Source organism: Synechococcus sp. R55.2, from assembly GCF_047462075.1.
Lineage (GTDB): Bacteria > Cyanobacteriota > Cyanobacteriia > Thermostichales > Thermostichaceae > Thermostichus.
In genome coordinates this window covers 1-783 of the sequence record NZ_JANSIH010000187.1, presented here as the reverse complement: position 1 = coordinate 783, position 783 = coordinate 1, and the positions used below count along the sequence as shown (strand labels likewise).

At 56.4% G+C, this 783-nt stretch carries 1 protein-coding gene; it reads right to left on the bottom strand.

Annotated elements, in window-relative coordinates:
• On the bottom strand, positions 1-783 hold a 783-nt coding region (locus NW838_RS06490; RefSeq protein ID WP_414427728.1), incomplete at both ends, for a tetratricopeptide repeat protein.

The following is a 783-nucleotide window of genomic DNA, read 5'->3' as shown; positions in this document are numbered from 1 at the left end:
AGTATTGGGTTGGGTCGGTCAAGGTTCCAGGCAGGTCCAGCAGAGCGTTAAGGCCCTCCCGATAGCGAGCTCGCCAGTGGGCAATGGCCGCTTGGGACTCGGGGATGGCTGGTAAGTGAAGCCGACCCGCAATCTGGGTGTCAAGGATCCGCTCGGCCGCATCGGAGGGCTGGGGTCTACATTGGCGGGCCGCCTGTAACACTTCCTCAGCTTCCCCATCCTTTCCTTGAGCTGCCAAAGCAAAGGCCAAAGCTAGATGGGCGTCGAAGTGGTGCGGCTTTTTCTGCAGGGCAAGGCGCGCACAGCTTTCTGCTTCTTGGAGTTGGTCAGAAAACTCGTAGACTACTACCTTTGCCAGGAGGCTCTCAACAAAGTGGGGACAAAGGGTTAGGGCTTTGTCAAAGTAATCCAGCGCCTTGGGAAAGTCATGGTTAACTGCGGCCAATCGTCCAAGCCAGTAGAGTGCTTCTACCCGCTGTGGGTTGAACTGCAGTGCCGCTTGGTAGGCGCTTGCAGCTCGCTCCCTTTCGCCACTTCCCAACAGCGCACTTCCATAGTTGACCCAAGCGTCGGCATAGGTTGGGTTAAGCTCAATTGCCCGCAAGGCAACCGCTTGCGCTTCAGGCCATTTGCCAATCTCTTGCAACAGAGCTGAAAAATTGCTGTATATCTCGGCATCCTCGGGATAAGCCAGCAGTGCCTGCCGGAAGAGAGCTTCACTTTCCTCATAGCGCTCTTGGTCATGAAGAAATAGGGCCAGGGCAAGCAGGGTCTCGCGCTGAT